The sequence below is a fragment of the Pseudomonas sp. genome, from assembly GCF_040514055.1.
Taxonomy (GTDB): domain Bacteria; phylum Pseudomonadota; class Gammaproteobacteria; order Pseudomonadales; family Pseudomonadaceae; genus Aquipseudomonas.
This window is the reverse complement of record NZ_JBEVDL010000084.1, coordinates 33,700-46,738: the sequence shown is the minus strand read 5'-3', so window position 1 is coordinate 46,738 and position 13,039 is coordinate 33,700. Positions and strand designations below refer to the sequence as shown.

Here is a 13,039-nt window from a genome sequence, read left to right as displayed (position 1 = left end):
TGGCGGTGATCAACAGCCCTGTTGCAGCGACCAGGCGCTAGGGCCTGATCATTGCCCGCGCCCAGCGTCCGCCCTTGGTGTCCTTTTTTGCGCACCGTGACTCGCGCTGGCGATGACCGGGGGCTCCCGGCAAGCGCCCTCGCCGCAGGGCTGTGCAACTCCTGCCGCCTAACGTGCCGCCAGGAATTGGCCGAAGCCCGGTTCGCGGCCCAGCTCGGGCATCACCTGTTCGTCCTGCACCGCCAATCGGCCATTGATCAGCACATGGCGCACGCAGCCCGGGTTGCGGCAGACCATGCGCTGGATATCGAAGCCTTCCATCTCCGCCCAGTTCTCCTGGACCAGGTTCTGCTTGAGGCCGGCGGGGTCGAGTACCACCAGGTCGGCGCGGTCGCCCTGGCGGATCCTGCCGGCCTCGACTCCCAGCCAGTCAGCCTGCTCGCCGGTCAGGCGGTGCACGGCCCGTTCCATGCTCATGATCGGTGTCCCCACGTCGATGCTGTCCTGCACCAGTTTGAGAAAGCGCAGCGGCAGGTTGTAGAACGCCATATTGCGGATATGCGCGCCGGCGTCGGAAAAGCTGATCAGGCTATTGGGACTGCGCACCATGCGCTTGAGTACCGCTTCGCGGTGGTTGCCGATCACGGTGAACCAGCGCAACTGGCGACCGTATTGCACCACCAGGTCGAGAAACAGGTCCACCACGTGCAGGCCACGCTCAGTGGCGATCTCGGCGAAATTGCGGCCCACCAGCACGGCCTCCGGGCAGCCGAGGATGGTGGCGTCGCCGAAGTCGCGCTGCCAGACCCGCGGCGACAATTTCTGCGCATAGAAACGGCGAAATTTCCGTCGGTAGCCTTCGTCCTGAAGCAGGGCGTTGCGTTCGATTTCACCCTTGAGGTTCAAGGCCATTTCGCCGGCGCCGAATTCCTCGAAGAGGATGATATCGATGCCGTCGGCGTAGATGGCAAAGGGCGTGGGCAGCAGTTGCCAGCGAAAATCACCGCCCAGCAGGTTGGTCAGCCAGGCGGAAAAGCGCGCCATGGGTTCGATGGTGCGGTTGCCCTTGAGGTCGAGCCAGGAAATCAGCGTGGTCTTCAGCGGCCGGCGCAGCAGCCCGATGGCCTGCGCCAGGTACTGGACGATCTGCAGGGGGTTGGCCGCGTTGGGCGCGCCCTGGTGCACCCGGCCGCGCTGGCGCAGCAGTCGGTTCAGGCGGCGCACTTCACCCCAGCGGGCATAGGTGCTGGGCAGGCTTTTCGACCACTCACGGTCGCCGTCGATCTTGTCCCATTTCAGGCACATGGTCGACAGCCCGAGAAACCCCACGTCCAAGGCTTCGCCAAGGATGCGCTCCATGGCTTGCAACTCGGCCTCGCTGGGGCTCACCGCGCGATCGGTGGAGCGGTGCAGGCCCATCACGCCGACGCGCAGGTCGCTGTGGCCGAGGAAGCTGATGACATTGGGGCCCATGGGCTGGCGCTGAATAAATTCGGCCCATTGCCGCGGACCGGTCCAGGTCTTGTGCTGGCGCAGGATCGGCAACACCTTGTCCCGCGGCACGGTCTCGACGCGGGTGAAGATGTCGGAGGCGTCCTCGGCTTCGGAGCAGATCATGCTCAGCGAGCAGCTGCCGACCAGCACGGTGGTGACACCGTGGCGCACCGATTCCGAGAGGCTGGGGGCGACTATCAGCTCGGCATCGTAGTGGGTGTGGCTGTCGATAAAGCCCGGGGTTATCCATTGCCCGCTGGCGTCGATCAGCTGTTTGCCGAGCTGGGGGTCGATCGGCTGCGGGCTGATCAGGGCGATCCTGCCGTCCTGCACCGCCAGGCTGCGAATCGCCGCGGCGGCGCCGGTACCGTCGAAGTAACGACCGTTGTTGATAATGATGTCGTACATGGCATGACCCCCGGTTCTTGTTATCGAGCCTGCAGCCTATGCCGCCGGCCGCTACGGTACTTGACATAAGGCGACAGTCTGGCGACCGTGCGTGTTCCATCGGCCGCGGTTCGGAAGGGCTGGCTCCATGCGTTATCAAGTGCGCAGCGCGGCGTTGACCGGTTTCCAGGCGGAAGTCGGCAGCGCGCTGGCGGGTTTGCTCGAGGGCACGACCCTCAGCCTCGAGCAATTGCAGGACGGCGACCGCCTGTTGGATGTCGAGCCGCTGCAGGCACTGATGGAGCGGGCGGCCAGGCGGCTGGGCCGGCAGGACCTGGGCCTGCGCGTGGCCCGCCACCAGGGCCTGGAGATGCTCGGTGTGCTGGGTTTGCTGATCACCCGGGCGGCCTCCCTGCGAGAGGCCTTCGGCGCCGCGCAGAACCATATGGCGCTGCACAGCTCGGCGGAATATTGGCGCATGCAGCAGTACGGCGACCATGTGCGCATCTACCGAACCGACCATGCTTTGTCCGCCCACCCGGCCCAGCAGTATAGGGAGATGGCGCTGGCGGTCTTTCACCGCCTGGCGCGGCTGTTGGGCGGCAGCGACATCAGCCCACGGCGGATCGAGTTCGCCCACAGTGCGGTCTCGTCGCTGAAAACCTACACGGCCTATTTCGGTTGTGAGGTGCTGTTCGACCAGGAGTGCGATTGCCTGGTCTATCCCGGCACCCTGTTCGATCATCCCATGCGCCGGCCTGAGGTTATCCCGAGCGCGTCCGTCGATCCGCGGTGGGCCGCCATTCGCGACGGCCTGGGGCAGCACCTGGAGCTGCAGGTCCGCAACCTGATCGCCCAGACCCTGGGTTTGCAGCGCTTGGCCCTGGACGATATCGCCCGGCTATTGGGCCTGCACCCACGGGCCCTGCAGCGGCGGCTGGCGGCGCAGCAGCTGTGCTTCAAGCAGCTGCTGCAGGAGGTGAAGATGAACACCGCCTGCTGGCACTTGCGTGCCTCGAGCCTGGATATCACCCGCCTGTCCCACATGCTCGGCTACGCCGACCTGTCCGCCTTCAGCCGGGCCTTTCGCAGCCATTTTGGCCGGTCGCCCCGTCAGTGGCGTCAGGCGCATGCCAGTTGAGCGGGACGCTCGCGCCGAATTTTGCCTCGATGGTTCCCACGCTCCGGCGTGGTAACCCCGGTTTGGACGCTCCGCGTCCATGCCCGCAGACCACAAGAGTGGGGAGGATCGACGAAACAGGGCGGTGAATACCTCGCGGCGCCACTCGCGGTTTATGGCTTACCCGCGAGCAAGGCGGCGCGCAGGTGCCTGACCACCTCATGCTCGGCGGCGCCCTGGTCGTCGCCGGCATGAAACACCGCGCAGGTCGCCGTGTCGTCACCGACCGCGCAGTGGTAGACCGCGATGACGCTACCAGGCCCCGCGCCGGTATGGCCACTCAGGCTCAGGCCACCCTCAACCGGCCCCTGCATCAGCCCCAGGCCATAGCCGGGGGCGGTCCAGGGGCGTCCGGTCATGGCGCCGCCAAGCACGCGGGGTTGCCGCATCTGCCGCAACAGGTCGGCGGGCAGCAACGCCCCGTTGCACAGGCGTTCGAGCAACAGTGCCGCCTCGTCCAGCGGACCGACCAGCAGGCCGTGGTAAACCCAGCCGGGCTCGTAGCGGGACACGGCGCCCAGGTCCACCCCGTCCAGGTCGGCGCGGGTGCTGGCCAGCCGGGTATGGGGCAGCCCCAGCGGTACCAGGACTCGTTGGCGCAACGCCTCGGCCAGTGGCAGGTCGGTCAGTCGTTCGATCAGGCGGGCGACATGGAGGTAGCCGAGGTTCGAATAACGCCAGTCGCCGTTTGGCACGCTGTTCAAGCCGGCCGCCTGCAGGCGTTGCAGCAGCTCAGCCAATGGCCAGGGCGCATCGTTGCGGGCCACCGCGAGCGGGTAGTCGGCGAGGGCGCCATAGTCGCCCAGCCCGGCTTCATGGCGCAGCAGTTGCCGCAGGGTGAAGGGGCCTTCGGGCAGCGGATCGTCCAGCGCGAGCAGGCCGTCGCGCACCAGCGTCAGGGCCACCGCCGCCAACACCGTCTTGCCAAAGCTCCACCAGGGTACCGGCGTAACCGGGCATCGAGGCGCCAGCGCGGCACCGTTGCAAACCAGGGAAAACATCAGGGAACACTCGGTGGAGGTCTGGATCGACTGATCGAAAGGAGGCGACAGCATCGGCCGCTACCCGGGCGGGGCCGCACTATCGCCCATGCCCGCGGCCGCGTCGACAGCGGTGGGACCTCGGCGTTAAAGACCACCGAACAGGTCATGGGCATCCAGCAGCCGGTAGGCGATCTCCGGTGTTTTCTCCAGGCCCCGGCGAATCGCCGCCGGGATCGACTGGCGGGTCTTACGGCAAAGGCCCGGCAGGGCGTCGATCTGGATGGCGATGCCGCGCATGCTGCGCACTTCATTGGCGCCCGGGGCGATGTTCAGGCGGATGCCCAGCTGCTCATAAATACGCCGTTGCAGGTGTTCGAGGTCCGCCAGGCTCTGGATATTTTCCAGGCGATCGAGCAGGCGCTGTTCCTCCTGGCGGGTCAGGCACAGCACACGCAGGTCGGCGCCAGGGGTGTCCAGCAGCTGCTCGCGTTGACAATCGCAGGCGCCGGGCGGGCAGGGTGAGCGAGTGGGCAAGTGGGCGGTCATGGCCCAGGATCATAACGATCCCCGAGCGCCCTTGCCCAGGGGGTTACCCGGAAATAAGACGCAAGGCCGGGCTGCGGCGCCGCCGCCAACCTGACAGAAATGTAATCACGCCAGCGGTGCATCTGTGGCACTTTCATCATCCCGATGTGGCACCGCGGATCCGCGTTGCACGTGGCCCCCACCACCGACCAGCCCATGGCTGCGCCTGGTTTTCTCTGACGGTTCGAGTACCCCGCTATGCCTGGCAGCACGTCGCGACGCACCTTTATCAAGGGCCTTATGGCCACCGGCATGCTGGGTGGTATGGGGCTGTGGCGCACGCCGGTCTGGGCGCTGCAGGGGCCGGCTCAACCCGGGGTGCTGGCGGGCAACGCCTTCGATCTGGTCATCGACCAGCTGCCGGTCAATATCACCGGCACGCCGCGCACCGCGATGGCGATCAACGGCTCGATCCCAGGGCCGACCCTGCGTTGGCGCGAGGGCGAGACCGTGACCCTGCGGGTGAAAAATCGCCTGCGCGAGGCCAGCTCCCTGCACTGGCACGGCATTATTCTGCCGGCCAATATGGACGGCGTGCCGGGCCTGAGTTTTCAGGGCATCGCTCCCGATGGCCTGTACGAATACCGCTTCAAGGTCCGGCAGAACGGCACCTACTGGTACCACAGCCATTCCGGGATGCAGGAACAGGTCGGCGTCTACGGCGCCCTGGTCATCGATGCCCGCGAGCCCGAACCGTTCCATTACCAGCGTGATTACGTGGTGCTGCTCAGCGACTGGACCGATGAAGACCCGGCACGGGTGCTGGCCACGCTGAAAAAACAGTCGGATTACTACAACCTGCACAAGCGCACGCTGGGCGATTTTATCGATGATGTCGGCACCCAGGGCTGGGCGGCGGCGATGGCCGACCGCACACAATGGGCCCGCATGCGGATGAGCCCCACCGACCTGGCCGACGTCAATGGCCAGACCTACACCTACCTGCTCAACGGCCAGGCCCCGGACGCCAACTGGACCGGGCTGTTCAAGCCAGGCGAAACGCTGCGCCTGCGCCTGATCAACGGCTCGGCCATGAGCTACTTCGACCTGCGCATTCCGGGCCTGAAGATGACGGTGGTGGCCGCCGACGGGCAGTACGTCGAGCCGGTCAGTGTCGACGAATTGCGCATCGCCGTGGCCGAGACCTACGACGTGCTGGTCGAGCCCGCCGACCAGCAGGCCTATACCATCTTTGCCCAATCCATGGACCGCAGCGGTTATGCCCGCGGCACCCTGGCCCAGCGCGTAGGCCTTGACGCAGCCGTGCCCGAGCCGGACCCACGGCCGTTGCTCAGCATGGCGGATATGGGCATGGACCATGCTCAAATGGATGCGGGTCACAGCGGCGTCGCGGTGGACATGGCCGGCATGGATCACAGCGCCATGGCCGGTATGGACCACTCGAACATGACGGGCGAGGGCGCGCCTTTGCAGGCCCACCCGAACTCCGAGCAGGACAACCCGCTGGTCGATATGCAGACCCTGCGGCCCAGCACCAAGCTCGACGACCCAGGAGTGGGCCTGCGGGACAACGGGCGGAGGGTGCTGACCTATGCCGACCTGAGAAGCCGCTTCGCCGATCCGGATGGCCGCGAGCCGAGCCGCACCCTCGAACTGCACCTCACCGGTCATATGGAAAAATTCGCCTGGTCCATCGATGGCGTCAAGTTCTCCGACGCCCAGCCGCTGCGCCTGACATACGGCGAGCGGGTACGCATCACCCTGGTCAACGACACCATGATGAGCCACCCCATTCACCTGCACGGCCTGTGGAGCGACCTGGAGGACGAGCAGGGGCGTTTTATGCTGCGCAAGCACACCCTCGACATGCCGCCCGGCACCCGGCGCAGTTATCGCGTGACCGCCGATGCCCTGGGGCGCTGGGCGTTCCACTGCCACCTGTTGATGCATATGGAAACCGGCATGATGCGCGAAGTCCGGGTGGAAGAATGAAGACGATCGTGATGAATTTCGCCCCAGTCCGTGCCGTTACTGCGCCGCGCGGAAACCCGGCCAGGGCGCTGGTCGTTGGCCTGAGCCTGCTGGCGGGCCCGCTGGCGCTGGCCGCCGAGACGCAGGTGCATGCCCACCCTGCTCAAGCGGCCCAGGCCCCCGCAGCCGAGCAGGCTGATCACTCCGCCATGGGGCATGGCCAGATGAGTCACGGGCAGGCCCCCCGACCGCCTGCCGCGGTCCCTTCCAATCGAGTGGACCCCACTCAGATGGATCACAGCCAGATGGGCCATGGACAGGCGCCTCAGCCACCGAACACCCCCATCCCGGTATTGACCGAGGCGGATCGTCTGGCCGCGTTCCCGACCCTGCCTGGGCACGCGGCCCACGACAGGGCCCTGTATGGGGTGCTGCTGTTCGATCAATTCGAGTACCAGGACGCTGCGGCGGGCAGCCGCCTGGCATGGGATGCCTCGGGCTGGATCGGCGGCGATATCGACCGCCTCTGGTTTCGCTCCGAGGGTGAGCGCACCGAGGGCGATTCCACCGAGGCCGAGCTGCAGCTGCTTTATGGCCATTCGACCGGGCCCTGGTGGGACCTGCTGGCCGGGGTCCGCCAGGACTTCAGCCCGGGGTCGCCGCAGACCTGGGCGGCCCTGGGGGTGCAGGGCTCGCCGCTGTACGGGGTCGACGTCGAGGCCACGGCTTTTCTCGGTGAGCGCGGCCAGACCGGACTGCGTCTGGAGGCCGACTATGACCTGTTGCTGACCAACCGGCTGATCCTGCAGCCCAGCGCCCAGCTCGATGCCTATGGCCAAAATGACCCGGCGCGGGAGGTGGGCGCCGGCCTGGCCAGCAGCGAGCTGGGCCTGCGGCTGCGCTACGAAATCGTTCGTCAGTTCGCGCCTTATCTCGGCGTGACCTGGCGTCGCGCCCATGGCCGCTCGGCCGACCTGTTGCGCGACGAGGGCGAGGACGTGGACGAGACGGCGCTGGTCGTTGGGCTTCGCTGGTGGTTCTGACAGGGCGTCGCAGCTCCGGGGAAGCGTGGCGGCTCGTCATATGGGTGGTGAACCTGTGGCTGCTGCAACCTGTGGGAGGCGCGCCCTCGCGCCGAAGAGGAGCGGGCCGCCTGCAAGGTGGGCGATTTTCGCGGCAACCGGGCGCGTCTGGCGAGTGTCCACAGGCTGCAGGACCGTGCCCAGCCCCAGCCCCAGCGCACCGCGTCGACCCGCAGCCGATCCTCGACCCGGTGCAGCAGATGGACGCGCGTTGCCGGTAGTGCGCATCACGCGGCGGGTTGGGTGAGGTGCGAATAGTCATGATCATCCCTTCGCCGGCCTCGGCGATCGGCCGCTGCGCTCGGTTGCACAGCGGAAATCGCCGCTTGGACAGTTTTGCGCAGCTTGCCTAGCCTTGCCCTGGACGCCCCATGAACACGTCAAGGGCGCGCCATCGACACAGGAGAACGACGCCATGGAAACCCGGGTTTACGCCAACAAAGGCTGGCAGCACATCGGCAAGGTCGCCGAGAACGGCAAGCTATACGCCGAGGGGATGTGGTGCTTCCGCACCCCGCAACGGGAAGATCGCACCTGCGATGCCACCGGGGCGGTCGGCAGCAGAACCAACTACTGGCCCACCCCGGTGGACGCGGACGATGGCTGCCCCTACAAGGGAGCCAACGCCTACGTCGGGCAACTGGTGATGAGAAACGGTGAAAACGGCGCCGCGCAAGGGTACAGCAATATCGGCTTCGCGGTGGAGGCCGGCATGGACCTGTGGATGTCCATCAACGACGATTACTTCGACAACAACGAAGGCCATATGGACCTGCGTTTCGTCAGTAGCCGCGACAGCCAAGCGAGCGGCGAGCGCATCTTGAGCGATGCCGAAAAACGCCGACTGGGGCTGATTCCTTAAACACCGCGCATCGGGGCCAACCCCAGTCGCGTCGCGCCCGGTCCTGGTGTGCCGAGCGGCAGGAGGTGTTCCTCGCCCTGAGGGGGAGAGGGGATCAACCGGCCCCGGATTGACTGGCTGAGTATCGCTGTGCTCGGTCTGCGCGGTCCGGACCCCAGGAGAGTCAGTCCCTTCCTGGGGAACGGGGCTATCGTCCGGCGGAAATCAGCGGGTGGTTATCCGGCCAAACGACTCGAGGTAAAGTGTCGTGCCTGCTGGATCATGCCCGGCTTGGCGGGGGCCGATTCTGCACTTACCCCTCGAATCCTCCGGAGCGCCCATGACCACCGTCCGATTATTGACCCGTTACAAGGCCTGGGCCGACGCGCTGTTCTGGTCGACCCTAGCCCAGCTGCCCGCCGCGGACCTGCTGGCGCCGCAGCCGATCCTGTTCGGCAGCCTGATTCGCACCCTGCACCATGCCTACGCCATGGACCGGGTCTGGCAGGCGCACCTGCTGGGCGAAACCCACGGATATACGACGCGCAACCCGCTTGAACACCCGCCGTTTGCCGAGCTGCACGCCTGCCAGCTGGAGATCAACGCGTGGTACCTGGCCTATGCCGAGTCCCTGGATGAGCAAGCCCTGGCCGAAGAGGTGCGGTTCGAATTTATCGGCGGGGGCGGCGGTGCGCTGTCGCGCCAGGAAATCCTGCTGCACGTGGTCAATCACGGCACCTACCACCGGGGGCACGTGGCCGACATGCTGTACCACCATCAGCTCGTTCCGCCCACCACCGACCTGCCGGTGTTCCTGGCCCAGCAGCGCGCCGGTGCCGCCCGGGACTGACCCGGCGGGCGAACCGTCAGCGGAACACCGACATCACCTGGTATGTCCCAGGCCGGCCTCCGCTGGGCGTGGCGCGCCTTAGCGCGGGCCGGAACCGTTGCGCAGCAGTTCAGGCACCTTGTCGACCGGGTCGGCGTGATAGAGGTACAGCGGGGTGTCCGTCAACGCCTTGCTGCCGGTGTCCTTGTAGGCGTCGGTTTCCGAGATGCCGGTGTAGCGGTTGCTCGAGACATTGGCCTCCAGGTAGCCGTTCCCCTGGTTCCAGTGGGGCTTGGCGCTGTTCTCGAAGAAGTTCGCTTCCAGCTTGCCCTGCGCCCCGGCGTCCGCGCTCACGGCAAAGTAGCTGACGTCTTGCCAATGGTTGTTGTACAGGTGGGCGCGGGTCGCAGGGCCGGTCATCTTCGGGTTGCGCCCGGACACCCGTTGCCAGAGGTTGTGGTGCAGGCTGACCTGGCTGTCCTGCACCAGGCTCGTGTAGTGATGCTGGTTGCCGCACACCGCAGTGTTGTAGCCGTCGAACTGGTTCCAGCTGAGGGTGACGTTGCGGCTGGCGCTGATATCCACATGACCGTCGCTGATCCGCTTGAAACGCAGGTGGTCCAGCCACACATGGCTGCTGTTGTTCAGCGTCACGCCATCACCGGCTTCGACCAGCTCGGGGTTGACCTCCTCCAGGGTCAGGTTGCGAATGATCACGTTGCGCGAATTGCTCAGGTCCAGCACCGCGCCACTGATGCCCGAGGCGGCGCCCAGGCCCAGCAGGGTCTTGTCGGATTTCACCCGGATCAGGGTTTCGTTGCGGCTTCTGGCCACCAGCGCGTCCGAGGTCGAGCCGAGCGATGAGCAGCTTTGCGAGCCGACCGGTACGCGGTAGAACACCTTGTTCGGATTGTCCTGGGGCGCCGCGCACTTGATCGGGCAGGCCACTTGGGGACGGGGTGCGGTGTGGCAGTCGAGGGTGGTCTTGTCCGCGATCTGCACCACCGCGGGCGTCGGCGCCGCGAGCGCGCTGATCAGCTCGGCGCAGCTGGTGACGGTCACCGCCGTGGCAGCGCCACCGCCGGTGGTGGACGCCAGGCCATCGTTACCGGGCTGGGCGGCGAAGCCGTTGACCTGGGTGGAACTGCCGCAGGCGGCACCCACCGGATTGAAGTACCAGCGCTGTGAACCCAGGGCCCGATCGGCTTTCTGCACGATGCTCGCGCCACGGGCATTCGCCGACGCGCTCAAGGACTTGCCGCTGAGGCGAGAGACGATGTTGTACGCCCCCGTGGTGGATTTTTTCAACAGCCACTGTTGATTGGCCGCGCCGGTAGCCGGCCACTGGATGATGGCGCCGCCCTCGGCCGTGGAAAAATTCAGTACGTCCAGCGGTTGGCCGCTGTGGGCCGCCCTGATCGTCCAGTAACCAGTGCCGAGGTCCTCCAGGTAGAACTGCTGATGGCGACTGTTCGAGTAGTCCCAGCCCAGCAGTTTGGCCCCCGCCGCGGTGGAGCGGCCGGCGATGTCCAGGGCAGCACCGTTGCCGAAACTGATGATGCTGTAAAGGCCACCGTTGACGGGTGGCTGCGAGCAGTTTGCCGCCAGGCTGAGGGTAGAGGCCGTCATCAGGGTTAGCAGGACCGCGAGGCGTTGCAACGGGCGTGCGGCCGTTGGCGGGAGGGGGCGAGGGGTCAATGGCATACTGTTCTACCGGACGTTCGAGTGGCTGATTTAGTAAAGCGGGCGATGCTAGCCATATACTGGCGCCGGGACAACGCAGCCCCCGAAGGGGCGTTCAGGTAACTGTGCCCTGTTTCGCAATTGCGTTGCGCACGCTGCGCGTTCTTCTCGGCCAGTTCACAGCCGGCGGAATTTTTCGTGTGAGCGGAGGCCCAGGACGGCCTGTCGGCCACTCGTCGTGCAACTGAAACTTGCCATGACCGGTCCCTTCAAAGAGGGGCAAGGGCCAATGATCACGCTTCCGGGGCCGGAATGCGTCGCCGTGGCGGCGCGTTCTATCGGGGAGCTGGACACGTCAGGACGTAGAGGTGAAGTCATGATCAAGCTGCTGGCATTCGAAGAAAGCCGTGGCATCGTCGAAGCGTCGTTTTCCCCGCTCAGTTGTGAATGCCAGAAGAACGACAAAGGCGATATTTCCATTCGCCTGTTCGACCAGGCGGGCACCACCTATCTGCAGCTGGACGCCATCAGCGCGGCTCGTTTCACCACCAAGCGGGCCCTGGCCCAGCTTGTTCTGGAGGTTCGCCAGCGCTACGCCACCTTGGCCCGGAAAAACCAGGGCCGCCCGCTGGATCGCGCCAGCCAGGGCCGCATCTCGCGGGTGCCGCTGACCCCCGTTACCGCTTGAGGCTGTCGGTGATTGCCGCCTCGAGCGGTCAGCCATCGACCTGGTCAGGCCATTGACGCATCCCGCTGCGCTGATCTGAACCGCCATGGGGGCTGGCCTGCGCCGTGCGCCGCGCGCTTTTCCTGACCGCCCAGTGCCGACTCCGCCAGGCTCGAGCCCTCAGCGCCGCCCGCCACTCTGGGCTATCGTCGCTGGCCGGACAGACGGAAGAATTATTCCCTGGTGCCACTGCCCTAAGGCCTCAGGCTTGTTAAAAAAGGACTTTTCCCCGTGAACCACTCGACCCGAACACTGCGCAGAACCCTCTGCGCGGTCGCCACCGACAACGAAGCGGCGGCGCTGGAAGTCATGCGCGCGCTTGACCAACTAAACGACCGATTGCTGCGCCAGCGCTTGCTGACCGTCGTATACCGATTGAACAAAGGGGCCCTGGAGCTGCGCGCCGCCAAGGATACGGTCCCTGGCGATAGCATCAAGCGCGCCTGAGCCCGCCTCTGCACCCGCCCCTTGCTCACCTGACGCTGGACGACCGCACCGATCAGGGCGGGGGCGCGGCGGCCAACACGACGCTCAGGCCCGCCGCCTGAAACTCCCGGATCAACGCGGGGCTGCTGTCCGCCTCGAGGACAAGCGTCTGGATCAACCCGAGCTGGCCGATGGTGTAGCTGGACGCGGCATTGAGTTTGCTCTTCGAAGCCATCACCACCGTCTCGGCGGCGCGGGCAGCCAGCGCCCGTTTGATATGGGCCTCCTCCAGATGGCCGGTGCTCAAGCCCTCGGTGGGGTGCACGCCGGTAACCCCCATAAAAAACAGGTCGGCACGAATATGCGCCATGGCCTCTACCGTTGCCGCGCCCAGGTTGACGATCGAGTGCTTGAACAACTGCCCGCCGAGCATGATCACCTCCACCCGCGGGTGGTCGACCAGCTCCACTGCGATGCTCGGGCTGTGTGTCACCACGGTCAGGGCGAGGTCGCGGGGAATCTGGCGGACCAGCTCGGCGCAGGTGGTGCCGCCATCAATCAGCAGGATTTGACCGGGCCGCAGCAATGCCAGGGCGGCCGTGGCCAGGGCCTGCTTGGCCGTGGTGTCCAGGGTGGTGCGCCGCCGAAACGGTGCGACCGCCGCCGAGGCCGGCAGCGCGCCACCGTGCACCCGCTGCAACAGGCCTTCCTTGGACAGGTCGCGCAGGTCACGACGGATCGAGTCCTCGGACACGCCAAAGCGTTCGCTGAGGTCCTTGGCCAGAACCTGGCCGTCGCTGGCGAGCAGCTCGAGGATGAGGATTTTGCGTTGCACGCCAAGATTAGTCATTGCATGTTTTTTCTTGTATCTGCATGTTTTTGCACGTTAG

General features: G+C 66.0%; 12 protein-coding genes. 7 read left to right on the top strand and 5 right to left on the bottom strand.

Features of this window, described 5'->3' with window-relative positions; translation table 11 throughout:
• Nucleotides 1-168: 168 nt before the first annotated feature.
• Nucleotides 169-1,902 (bottom strand): N-acyl-D-amino-acid deacylase family protein, encoded by a 1,734-nt coding sequence (locus ABWY06_RS23355; RefSeq protein WP_353927987.1) that lies wholly within the window; start codon nt 1,900-1,902, stop codon nt 169-171.
• A gap of 127 nt (nt 1,903-2,029) precedes the next feature.
• On the opposite strand from ABWY06_RS23355, the gene ABWY06_RS23350 reads away from it, so the two are divergent.
• On the top strand, nt 2,030-3,022 hold the full coding sequence (locus ABWY06_RS23350; RefSeq protein WP_353927986.1) for an AraC family transcriptional regulator: 993 nt from the start codon (nt 2,030-2,032) through the stop codon (nt 3,020-3,022).
• A 152-nt stretch (nt 3,023-3,174) separates the two neighbouring features.
• Here ABWY06_RS23350 and ABWY06_RS23345 read toward each other — a convergent pair whose 3' ends face one another.
• Both ABWY06_RS23345 and ABWY06_RS23340 read right to left on the bottom strand, forming a co-directional pair.
• Nucleotides 3,175-4,065, bottom strand: coding sequence for a serine hydrolase domain-containing protein (locus tag ABWY06_RS23345; RefSeq protein ID WP_353928013.1), 891 nt, complete (start codon nt 4,063-4,065; stop codon nt 3,175-3,177).
• A gap of 123 nt (nt 4,066-4,188) precedes the next feature.
• Entirely contained in the window at nt 4,189-4,590 is a 402-nt protein-coding gene (locus tag ABWY06_RS23340) for a hypothetical protein (protein WP_353927985.1), read from the bottom strand.
• 237 nt (nt 4,591-4,827) lie between these two features.
• Here ABWY06_RS23340 and ABWY06_RS23335 point away from each other — a divergent pair, with 237 nt between their 5' ends.
• The 4 genes from ABWY06_RS23335 (at nt 4,828) to ABWY06_RS23320 (ending at nt 9,334) form a co-directional block, all read left to right on the top strand.
• Nucleotides 4,828-6,582, top strand: a complete 1,755-nt coding sequence (locus ABWY06_RS23335) for a copper resistance system multicopper oxidase (protein ID WP_353927984.1) — start codon at nt 4,828-4,830, stop codon at nt 6,580-6,582.
• A gap of 11 nt (nt 6,583-6,593) precedes the next feature.
• Nucleotides 6,594-7,604 (top strand): copper resistance protein B, encoded by a 1,011-nt coding sequence (locus ABWY06_RS23330; protein ID WP_502948242.1) that lies wholly within the window; start codon nt 6,594-6,596, stop codon nt 7,602-7,604.
• Between the two features lie 454 nt (nt 7,605-8,058).
• A complete protein-coding gene (locus ABWY06_RS23325; RefSeq protein ID WP_353927982.1) occupies nt 8,059-8,505 on the top strand; it encodes a hypothetical protein in 447 nt (148 codons plus the stop codon).
• A gap of 319 nt (nt 8,506-8,824) precedes the next feature.
• Nucleotides 8,825-9,334 carry a DinB family protein gene (locus tag ABWY06_RS23320; RefSeq protein ID WP_353927981.1) on the top strand — a complete coding sequence of 170 codons (510 nt, stop codon included), beginning with the start codon at nt 8,825-8,827 and terminating at the stop codon, nt 9,332-9,334.
• A gap of 78 nt (nt 9,335-9,412) precedes the next feature.
• Here ABWY06_RS23320 and ABWY06_RS23315 read toward each other — a convergent pair whose 3' ends face one another.
• Nucleotides 9,413-10,942, bottom strand: coding sequence for an RICIN domain-containing protein (locus tag ABWY06_RS23315; RefSeq protein ID WP_353927980.1), 1,530 nt, complete (start codon nt 10,940-10,942; stop codon nt 9,413-9,415).
• 430 nt (nt 10,943-11,372) lie between these two features.
• On the opposite strand from ABWY06_RS23315, the gene ABWY06_RS23310 reads away from it, so the two are divergent.
• Nucleotides 11,373-11,684: a DUF1652 domain-containing protein gene (locus ABWY06_RS23310; protein WP_353927979.1), complete on the top strand. Its 312-nt coding sequence runs from the start codon at nt 11,373-11,375 to the stop codon at nt 11,682-11,684.
• A 270-nt stretch (nt 11,685-11,954) separates the two neighbouring features.
• A complete protein-coding gene (locus ABWY06_RS23305) occupies nt 11,955-12,170 on the top strand; it encodes a hypothetical protein (protein ID WP_353927978.1) in 216 nt (71 codons plus the stop codon).
• A 52-nt stretch (nt 12,171-12,222) separates the two neighbouring features.
• On the opposite strand, the gene ABWY06_RS23300 is transcribed toward ABWY06_RS23305, so the two are convergent.
• The gene (locus ABWY06_RS23300) at nt 12,223-12,999 is read right to left on the bottom strand and encodes a DeoR/GlpR family DNA-binding transcription regulator (protein ID WP_353927977.1); all 777 of its coding nucleotides are present in this window, start codon (nt 12,997-12,999) and stop codon (nt 12,223-12,225) included.
• Between the last annotated feature and the right edge of the window lie 40 nt (nt 13,000-13,039).

Excerpts from the sequence above, each read along its gene's own strand:
- ABWY06_RS23315 (WP_353927980.1), bottom strand. The coding sequence starts at position 10,942 with ATGACGGCCTCTACCCTCAGCCTGGCGGCAAACTGCTCGCAGCCACCC.
- ABWY06_RS23335 (WP_353927984.1), top strand. The coding sequence starts at position 4,828 with ATGCCTGGCAGCACGTCGCGACGCACCTTTATCAAGGGCCTTATGGCC.
- ABWY06_RS23340 (WP_353927985.1), bottom strand. The coding sequence starts at position 4,590 with ATGACCGCCCACTTGCCCACTCGCTCACCCTGCCCGCCCGGCGCCTGC.
- ABWY06_RS23310 (WP_353927979.1), top strand. The coding sequence starts at position 11,373 with ATGATCAAGCTGCTGGCATTCGAAGAAAGCCGTGGCATCGTCGAAGCG.
- ABWY06_RS23355 (WP_353927987.1), bottom strand. The coding sequence starts at position 1,902 with ATGTACGACATCATTATCAACAACGGTCGTTACTTCGACGGTACCGGC.
- ABWY06_RS23300 (WP_353927977.1), bottom strand. The coding sequence starts at position 12,999 with ATGACTAATCTTGGCGTGCAACGCAAAATCCTCATCCTCGAGCTGCTC.
- ABWY06_RS23330 (WP_502948242.1), top strand. The coding sequence starts at position 6,594 with ATGAATTTCGCCCCAGTCCGTGCCGTTACTGCGCCGCGCGGAAACCCG.
- ABWY06_RS23350 (WP_353927986.1), top strand. The coding sequence starts at position 2,030 with ATGCGTTATCAAGTGCGCAGCGCGGCGTTGACCGGTTTCCAGGCGGAA.
- ABWY06_RS23325 (WP_353927982.1), top strand. The coding sequence starts at position 8,059 with ATGGAAACCCGGGTTTACGCCAACAAAGGCTGGCAGCACATCGGCAAG.
- ABWY06_RS23320 (WP_353927981.1), top strand. The coding sequence starts at position 8,825 with ATGACCACCGTCCGATTATTGACCCGTTACAAGGCCTGGGCCGACGCG.